Origin of the sequence: Kitasatospora sp. NPDC057512, from assembly GCF_042802135.1 — a bacterium.
Lineage (GTDB): Bacteria > Actinomycetota > Actinomycetes > Streptomycetales > Streptomycetaceae > Kitasatospora.
The window spans coordinates 1-9,057 of sequence record NZ_JBHVET010000319.1; the positions used below are offsets into that span (position 1 = coordinate 1).

Sequence of the window (9,057 nt, forward strand, 5' to 3'; positions counted from 1 at the left end):
CCGGCCACCCGCACCGAGGAGCTGATCCGCATGAGCACGTCCACCCCGGACCTCGGGGCCCGGGACCGGGTCGAGCTGTCGATCGGCGGGATGACCTGCGCCTCCTGCGCGGCCCGGATCGAGAAGAAGCTCAACCGGATGGACGGCGTCGAGGCCACCGTCAACTTCGCCACCGAGAAGGCCCGGGTCGACTTCGGCCCCGGCACCACGGTCGAGGACCTGATCGCCACCGTCGAGCGCACCGGCTACACCGCCGAGCTCCCCCCGCCCCCGGCCGCCCCCGAGCGCTCCGCCCGGCCCGAGCCCGCCGACCGCCCGCGCGACCCCCTGCGCGACCGGCTGCTGACCAGCGCCGTCCTCGCCCTCCCGGTGGTCCTGCTGTCGATGGTCCCGGCCCTCCAGTTCACCGACTGGCAGTGGCTGGCCTTCGCGCTCACCGGCCCGGTCGTGGTCTACGGCGGCCTGCCCTTCCACCGCGCCGCCTGGACCAACCTGCGGCACGGCGCCGCCACCATGGACACCCTGGTCTCGCTCGGCACCCTGGCCGCCTTCGGCTGGTCCTGCTGGGCGCTGTTCGGCGGCCACGCCGGCCGGCCCGGGACGCACCACGACTTCTCGCTCTCGGTCGGCGACACCGACGCCTCGGCAACGCTCTACCTGGAGACCGCCGCCGCCGTCACCGTGCTGATCCTGCTCGGCCGCTACCTGGAGGCCCGCTCCAAGCGCCGGGCCGGCGCCGCGCTGCACGCCCTGCTCGACCTCGGCGCCAAGGACGTCGCGGTCCTGGAGGGAGGGCGCGAGGTACGGCTGCCGGTGGACCGGCTGACGGTCGGCACCCGCTTCGTGGTCCGCCCCGGCGAGAAGATCGCCACCGACGGCACGGTGGTCGAGGGCGCCTCGGCGGTGGACGCCTCGATGCTGACCGGCGAGTCCGTCCCGGTCGAGGTCACCGTCGGCGACGCCGTCACCGGCGCCACCGTCAACGCGGGCGGGCGGCTGGTGGTCGAGGCCACCCGGGTCGGCGCCGACACCAGGCTGGCCCGGATGGCCCGGCTGGTCGAGGAGGCGCAGAACGGCAAGGCCGCCGCCCAGCGGCTGGCCGACCGGATCTCCGCGGTCTTCGTCCCGGCCGTCATCCTGATCGCCCTGGCCACCCTGGTGGTCTGGCTGCTGGCCACCGACAGCTCCACCGAGGCCTTCACCGCGGCCGTCGCCGTGCTGATCATCGCCTGCCCGTGCGCCCTGGGCCTGGCCACCCCGACCGCGCTCATGGTCGGCACCGGCCGCGGCGCCCAACTGGGCATCCTGATCAAGGGCCCCGAGGTCCTGGAGACCACCCGCGCGGTGAACACCGTCGTCCTGGACAAGACCGGCACCGTCACCACCGGCCGGATGGCCCTGGTCGCCGTGCACACCGCCGAGGGCGTGGACCGGGCCGAGGCGCTGCGCCTGGCGGGCGCCGTCGAGCACGCCTCCGAGCACCCGGTCGCCCGGGCGGTCGCCGAGGCCGCCGCCGAGGCGGGCGCCCTGCCCGCCGTCGCGGACTTCCGCAGCGTGCCCGGGCGGGGCGTGGAGGGGGTCGTGGCGGGCCGCGCGGTGGTCGCCGGGCGCGAGGCCCTGCTGGCCGACCGCGCGCAGCACCTGCCGCCCTCCCTGACCCGCGCCAAGGCCGCCGCCGAGGCGGCCGGCCGCACCGCGATCGCGGTCGGCTGGGACGGCGAGGCCCGGGCCGTGCTGGAGGTCGCCGACGCGGTCAGGCCGACCAGCGCCGAGGCCGTCGGCAGGCTGCGCGCACTGGGCCTGACCCCGGTGCTGCTCACCGGCGACAACCGGGCGGTGGCCGAGGCCGTCGCCGCCGAGGTCGGGATCGCACCGGAGCACGTGCTCGCCGAGGTGCTCCCCGGGGACAAGGTCGCCACCGTCAAGCGGCTGCAGGCCGAGGGCCGGGTCGTGGCGATGGTCGGCGACGGCGTCAACGACGCGGCCGCGCTCGCCCAGGCCGACCTGGGCCTCGCCATGGGCACCGGCACCGACGCCGCGATCGAGGCCGGCGACCTCACCCTGGTCCGCGGCGACCTCCGCTCGGCGGCCGACGCCATCCGGCTCTCCCGCCGCACCCTGGCCACCATCAAGGGCAACCTGTTCTGGGCCTTCGGCTACAACGTCGCGGCGATCCCGCTGGCCGCCGCCGGCCTGCTCAACCCGATGGTCGCGGGGGCCGCGATGGCCTTCTCCTCGGTCTTCGTGGTCACCAACAGCCTGCGGCTGCGCCGTTTCCAACCCGCCTGAGCCGACCCGCGCGAAGGCCCGTGGACACCGTCCGGTCTCCACGGGCCTTCACACGTACGGGGGCCTTCGGGGCCGGGCCTCAACGCCCCAGCAGCTCGCCGCCGTTGCAGTGCAGGATCTCGCCGGTGATGAACCCGGCCTCGGGCGAGGCCAGGAAGTGCACCGCCGCCGCCACCTCGCCGGTCTCGCCGATCCGCCCGAGCAGGGTGCGGGCGGCCCGGCGGGCGACCTCGGCCTCGTCCAGCCGCGGCCCGAAGAACTCGGTGCCCGCGACGGTGCCCGGCGCGACGATGTTGGCGGTGATGCCCGAGGTGCCCAACTGGGCGGCCAGGAAGTGGTTCCAGGCGTGCAGCGAGGCCTTCGCCGCGCCGAACGAGCCGGCCCCGCGCAGGGCGGCGATCGAGCTGATGGTGACCACCCGGCCGGAGCCCGGGGCGAGCCGGTCGCGGACCGACTCGGTGAGCAGCACCACGGTCAGCACGTTGCGCTCGAAGTCACCGCGCCAGCGCGCCAGCAGGGCGTGCGGCCCGCCGCCGACCACGGTCTCGCGGCTGCCGGCGTTGTTGACCAGGACGTCGATCCGCTCGGGCAGGTCGGCGAGCGCGGCCTCGACGGCGTCGGGGTCGGCGAGGTCGCACACCAGCGGGGTGACGTTCGGCCCGAGGTCGGCCGCGGCCTTCTCCAGGACCTCCCGGCGGCGGCCCACGATCACCACGTGGTCGCCGGCCTCGACGAACCGCCGCGTGACCTCGTACCCGATTCCCGTGCCACCGCCGGTGACGACGACGTTCCTGGCCATCTGCGCACTCCCTCCCCAGTTCCGCCGTCGCGCGGCGAATGTGCGCGACGGTCCGTACCGGAATGCCACGATTCCTATCACGCTCGGTTGCCGTGACTGCGGGGAGGGTGACGTCCCGCGCGAGCGAAGGTGTGATATGGGCGTGGTACGAGGCGCACACGGAGCGTGGCGAGAGGCAGCTCACACCCCCCGGGCGTAACTTCTCGCACCCTGATACGTCTTAGGTTGGTAGTGCGGCAGTTTTTCCGGTGGGCGGGGACACGCTGAACGGCAACGTGTCCCCGCGCTTCCAGCGGGCTGTCGCCGACGGGGCTCCGGCGGGCCCCGGGACGGTCGTCGACCCTGACGGCCTTCGCGCACGACGCCGGGGTTCTGGCGGGCCTGGGACGCTTTGAGCGGCCGTCCCCGGCTGCGGCCGACCCCGGAGTCGTGCGCCGTACGGTTCCGTCCCCGCGCGGGCCCTCGGGCGCGCCACCGGGACGCGAAGGGGCCCGGCCGCTCACTCGCGGTCGGGCCCCTCTCAGCTTCCGTGCGGGCCGGTGGTCGGCTCCGCTGCGGTCAGCGGGCGTCCAGCGGGACGTAGTCGCGGATCGCGGTGCCGGTGTAGATCTGGCGCGGACGGCCGATCCGGCTGGTCGGGTCGTTGATCATCTCGTGCCAGTGGGCGATCCAGCCCGGCAGCCGGCCGAGGGCGAACAGCACGGTGAACATGCTGGTCGGGAAGCCCATGGCGCGGTAGATCAGGCCGGTGTAGAAGTCCACGTTCGGGTACAGCTTGCGCGAGATGAAGAAGTCGTCCTTGAGGGCGTGCTCCTCCAGCTTGAGCGCGATGTCCAGCAGCTCGTCGTTCTTGCCGAGCTGGCCGAGGACCTCGTGCGCGAGCAGCTTGACCTGGGCGGCACGCGGGTCGAACGCCTTGTAGACCCGGTGGCCGAAGCCCATCAGCTTGACGCCGGCTTCCTTGTTCTTCACCTTCGTGATGAAGGCGTCGACGTCGCCGCCGTCCTTCTGGATGCTCTCCAGCATCTCCAGCACGGCCTGGTTGGCGCCGCCGTGCAGCGGGCCCCACAGGGCCGAGATGCCGGCCGAGATCGAGGCGAACAGGTTGGCGTGGCTGGAGCCGACCAGGCGCACGGTGGAGGTCGAGCAGTTCTGCTCGTGGTCCGCGTGCAGGATGAGCAGCTTGTCCAGCGCGTTGACGACGACCGGGTTGAGCTCGTAGTCCTCGGCGGGAACGGCGAAGGTCATCCGCAGGAAGTTCTCGACGTAGCTCAGGTCGTTGCGCGGGTAGACGAAGGGCTGGCCCATCGCCTTCTTGTACGCGTACGCGGCGATCGTCGGCAGCTTGGCGAGCAGGCGGACGGTCGACAGGTGGCGCTGGGCCGCGTCGAACGGGTTGTGGCTCTCCGGGTAGAACGTGGACAGCGCGCCGACGACCGAGGACAGCATGGCCATCGGGTGGGCGTCCCGCGGGAAGCCCTGGAAGAAGCGCTTGACGTCCTCGTGCAGCAGGGTGTGCTGGGTGATCTCGCGGTTGAACTCGGCCAGCTGGTCCGCGTTGGGCAGCTCGCCGTTGATCAGGAGGTACGCGGTCTCGATGAACCCGCCGTCGGAGGCGAGCTGCTCGATCGGGTAGCCGCGGTACCGCAGGATGCCGTTGTCGCCGTCCACGAAGGTGATCGCGGACTTGTACGCGGCGGTGTTACCGAAGCCGTTGTCCAGGGTGACCAGGCCGGTCTGCGGGAGCAGCTTCGAGATGTCGAAGCCGGAGTTGCCCGCAGTGCTCTCGACGACGGGGTACTCGTACTCGCCGTCCTGGTACCGCAGTACTACCGAGTTGTCGCTCACGTCTTCCTCACCGACGAAATGAATCCTCTTCCAAGGTGCCCTGACTGTCTCTACCATCCCCCATCCGGAGGACAGTCGCGCACCCGGGGTGGCCCGAAAGGGCCCGCCCCTACAAAACCTGCTGCCGCAGCCGGTACGAACCGGACAAGATCGGCACCACCCTAGGCTCTGCCGTAAATCTCTTCACGTCAAGAGAACATTAGAGGCAACCATCCCGTTGGATAATCATCCAGCTGCCAGCCGATGGTCGAGTCCGGTATGCCTCCGACCTGCACTGACGGCCCGGACGGCCTGCCCGATCGCCTTGCGTGACCCCACCAGCACCACGAGTTTCCGCGCCCTGGTCACAGCGGTGTAGAGCAGGTTCCGCTGGAGCATCGTCCAAGCGGACATGGTGACCGGAATCACCACCACCGGGTACTCGCTGCCCTGCGAGCGGTGGATCGTCACCGCGTACGCGTGGGCCAGCTCGTCCAGTTCGTCGAAGTCGTACGCCACCTCCTCGTCCTCGTCGGTGAGCACCGTCAGCCGCTGGTCGTCCACGCTGAGCGCGGTGACCACTCCCACTGTGCCGTTGAAGACGCCGTTCCGCCCCTTGTCGTAGTTGTTGCGGATCTGGGTGACCTTGTCCCCCACCCTGAACGTCCGGCCGCCGAACCGGCGTTCGGCCAGCCCCTCCCGGGCCGGCGTCACCGCCGCCTGGAGCAGGGTGTTCAGGTTCCCCGCGCCGGCCGGGCCGCGGTGCATCGGCGCCAGCACCTGCACGTCCCGGCGCGGGTCGAAGCCGAACTTCTGCGGGATCCGGCGCGCCACCACGTCCACCGTGAGCCCGGCCGCCCGCTCCGCGTCCTCCTCGGCGAACAGGAAGAAGTCCGCCAGGCCGTCCGTCAGCGGCGGCCTGCCCTCGTTGATCCGGTGCGCGTTGGTCACCACGCCGGACTGCTGCGCCTGCCGGAAGATCCTGGTCAGCCGCACCGACGGGATCGGCCCGCCCTCCGCCAGCAGGTCCCGCAGCACCTCGCCGGCACCCACCGAGGGCAGCTGGTCCACGTCCCCCACGAACAGCAGGTGCGCGCCCGGCGGCACCGCCTTGACCAGCTTGTTCGCCAGGATCAGGTCCAGCATCGAGGCCTCGTCGACCACCACCAGGTCCGCGTCCAGCGGCCGGTCCCGGTCGTACGCGGCGTCCCCGCCCGGCTTCAACTCCAGCAGCCGGTGCACCGTCGAGGCCTCCACCCCGGTCAGCTCCGCCAGCCGCTTCGCCGCCCGGCCGGTCGGCGCCGCCAGCACCACCTTGGCCCGCTTCGCCAGCGCCAGCGTCACGATCGACTTCACCGTGAACGACTTGCCACAGCCCGGACCGCCCGTCAGCACCGCCACCTTCTCGGTCAGCGCCAGCCGGACCGACTCCTCCTGCTCCGGCGCCAGTTCGGCCCCGGTCCGCTTCGCCAGCCAGTCCAGGGCCACCGGCCAGTCCACGTTCCCGAACCACGGCATCCGGTCCGCGTCCGAACGCAGCAGCCGCACCAGCTGGTTGGCCAGCGAGATCTCCGCCCGGTGGAACGGCACCAGGTACACCGCGGTGAGCGGCTCGCCGCCCTCCCCCGGGACCGGCTCGCGCACCACCCCCTCGGCCGCCACCAGCTCCGCCAGGCAGTCGATCACCAGCCCGACGTCCACCTGGAGCAGCTTCACGCCGTCCGCGATCAGGCGCTCCTCCGGCAGGAAGCAGTGCCCCTGGTCGGTGCTCTGCGACAGCGCGTACTGCAGGCCGGCCTTCACCCGCTCGGGGCTGTCATGCGGAATCCCCACCGCCTGGGCGATCCGGTCCGCCGTCAGGAAGCCGATGCCCCACACGTCCGAGGCCAGCCGGTACGGCTCGTTCCGCACCACCCCGATCGAGCCGTCGCCGTACTGCTTGTAGATTCGTACAGCAAGCGAGGTGGACACCCCGACCCCCTGCAGGAAGACCATCACCTCCTTGATGGCCTTCTGCTCCTCCCAGGCCGCCGCGATCTTCTTCGTCCGCTTGGGCCCCAGCCCCGGCACCTCGATCAGCCGGCCCGGCTCGTTCTCGATCACCTCCAGGGTGTCCACCCCGAAGCGCTCCACGATCCGCTCGGCGAACCGCGGCCCGATCCCCTTGATCAGCCCCGAGCCCAGGTACCGCTGGATCCCCTGGATCGTGGCGGGCAGCACCGTGGTGTAGTTCTCCACCGTGAACTGCCGCCCGTACTGCGGGTGCGAACCCCACCGCCCGTGCAGCCGCAGCGACTCGCCGACCTGCGCCCCCAGCAGCGCGCCCACCACCGTCAGCAGGTCGTTCGCGCCCCGGCCGGTGTCCACCCGGGCCACCGTGTAGCCGGTCTCCTCGTTGGCATAGGTGATCCGCTCCAGCACGCCCTCGACCTGCGCGAGCTGGCGCGGCACCTGCTGCCCGGACTGCGCCGCCTGCTTGCTCACCGGACCCCCTTCGACCGGTACGGGTGGATCATTCCGCTACGCACCGTACCGCCCCGCCCCGACAGCCCGCCCCGCCGGAGCGGCGGCCGCTGCCGTGCACCGCCCCGGCCGAGATGCCAGGCTGGGAGGGACCGAGGGGGACCCGCCGTCGACCGCGCCCGCCCGGGCCCCGTCCGAGGAGCCGTGCCGCCATGCTCAACACCGACTTCCGCCCCGGTTCCCCGGACTGGCTCGACCTGAGCAGCCCCGACACCCGCGCGTCCGTCGACTTCTACACCGCGCTGTTCGGCTGGACCTTCGACTCGGCCGGCCCGGAGGCCGGCGGCTACGGCTTCTTCCAGCTCGACGGCCGGACCGTCGCCGCCCTGGGCCCGCTCGCCGAGGAGGGCACCCCGCCCGGCTGGACGCTCTACTTCGCCACCGAGGACGCCGACCGCACCACCGCGCTGGTCGAACAGGCCGGCGGCCGCGTCCGGTTCGCCCCCTTCGACGTCTTCACCGCGGGCCGGATGGCCGGCTACACGGACCCGACCGGCGCCGACTTCGCCGTCTGGCAGCCGCACGGCACCCGCGGCCTGGACGTCGTCACCGAGGAGGGCAGCCTCTGCTGGGCCGAGTGCTACAGCGTCGACGCCGAACTCGACAAGGCCTTCTACCGTGCCGTCTTCGACTGGCAGGAGCAGGACGTCCCGCTCGGCGAGGTGATGTACACCGTCCTCACCCCGGCCGGCGGCGGCAGCGACGACGCCCACGGCGGCATCATGCAGCTCGGCCCCGAACACACCGCGCGCGGCACCAGCTCACACTGGCTCCCCTACTTCGAGGTCCCCAATGCCGATGCCAGCCTCGCCATCGCCGACACCCTCGGCGCGACCGTACGGATCCCGGCCATGGACGTGCACGGCGTCGGCCGCCTGGCCCAGCTGGTCGACCCGCACGGCGCCGTCTTCGCCGTCATCACCAGTGCCAAGCCCGGGACCTGACGCCGACGGGGTCCCACGGCCCTTCAGAAGGCCCGGGAAGGGGTGCTACGGGCGTAGACAAGGCGCGGTGCGTCAAACAGGGGCCTCTAGTCTCTGATCATGACTGAAACGGCTGTTCTGACGATCCGGCGGGCCACCGCCGACGACCTACCGGCGATCGTGGCCATGCTCGCCGACGACCCGCTGGGCGCCACCCGCGAGAGCCCCGACGACCTCACCCCCTACCGCACCGCCTTCGCCCGCATCGACGACGACCCGCACCAGCACCTGATCGTCGCCGACCGGGCCGGCCGCACCGTCGGCACCCTGCAACTCACCGTCGTCCCCGGCCTCTCCCGAGCCGGCGCCACCCGCACCATCATCGAGGGCGTCCGCATCCACGCCGACGAACGCGGCAGCGGCCTGGGCACCGAACTGATCCGGTGGGCCGTCGACCGCTCCCGCGAACTCGGCGCCGACCTCGTCCAGCTGACCTCCGACGCGACGCGCACGGACGCACACCGCTTCTACGAGCGGCTGGGATTCGTGGCCTCGCACGTCGGGTTCAAGCTCACGCTCTGAGAACGCGCCCACAAGCCCGGAAAATGCGAAGAACCCCCACCCGGGACCCGGATGGGGGTTCTTCAGAAGAATTGTTCGGCGGCGTCCTACTCTCCCACAGGGTCCCCCCTGCAG

At 72.2% G+C, this 9,057-nt stretch carries 6 protein-coding genes; 3 read left to right on the top strand and 3 right to left on the bottom strand.

The window, feature by feature from the left end:
- Nucleotides 1-30: 30 nt before the first annotated feature.
- Complete coding sequence (locus tag ACFU6K_RS21085; RefSeq protein ID WP_380665171.1) at nucleotides 31-2,289, top strand: heavy metal translocating P-type ATPase; 2,259 nt, start codon at nucleotides 31-33, stop codon at nucleotides 2,287-2,289.
- 79 nt (nucleotides 2,290-2,368) lie between these two features.
- Here ACFU6K_RS21085 and ACFU6K_RS21090 read toward each other — a convergent pair whose 3' ends face one another.
- The 3 genes from ACFU6K_RS21090 to ACFU6K_RS21100 form a co-directional block, all read right to left on the bottom strand.
- Nucleotides 2,369-3,088 carry an SDR family NAD(P)-dependent oxidoreductase gene (locus ACFU6K_RS21090; RefSeq protein ID WP_380665163.1) on the bottom strand — a complete coding sequence of 240 codons (720 nt, stop codon included), beginning with the start codon at nucleotides 3,086-3,088 and terminating at the stop codon, nucleotides 2,369-2,371.
- Nucleotides 3,089-3,646: 558 nt separating this feature from the next.
- Nucleotides 3,647-4,936 carry a citrate synthase gene (locus ACFU6K_RS21095; protein ID WP_355264308.1) on the bottom strand — a complete coding sequence of 430 codons (1,290 nt, stop codon included), beginning with the start codon at nucleotides 4,934-4,936 and terminating at the stop codon, nucleotides 3,647-3,649.
- Between the two features lie 225 nt (nucleotides 4,937-5,161).
- Nucleotides 5,162-7,399: an ATP-dependent RecD-like DNA helicase gene (locus ACFU6K_RS21100; RefSeq protein WP_380665165.1), complete on the bottom strand. Its 2,238-nt coding sequence runs from the start codon at nucleotides 7,397-7,399 to the stop codon at nucleotides 5,162-5,164.
- Between the two features lie 191 nt (nucleotides 7,400-7,590).
- Between ACFU6K_RS21100 and ACFU6K_RS21105 the strand changes: the two genes are divergently transcribed.
- The gene (locus ACFU6K_RS21105) at nucleotides 7,591-8,382 is read left to right on the top strand and encodes a VOC family protein (RefSeq protein WP_380665167.1); all 792 of its coding nucleotides are present in this window, start codon (nucleotides 7,591-7,593) and stop codon (nucleotides 8,380-8,382) included.
- 99 nt (nucleotides 8,383-8,481) lie between these two features.
- Nucleotides 8,482-8,943, top strand: coding sequence for a GNAT family N-acetyltransferase (locus ACFU6K_RS21110; RefSeq protein ID WP_380665169.1), 462 nt, complete (start codon nucleotides 8,482-8,484; stop codon nucleotides 8,941-8,943).
- Nucleotides 8,944-9,057: the final 114 nt, after the last annotated feature.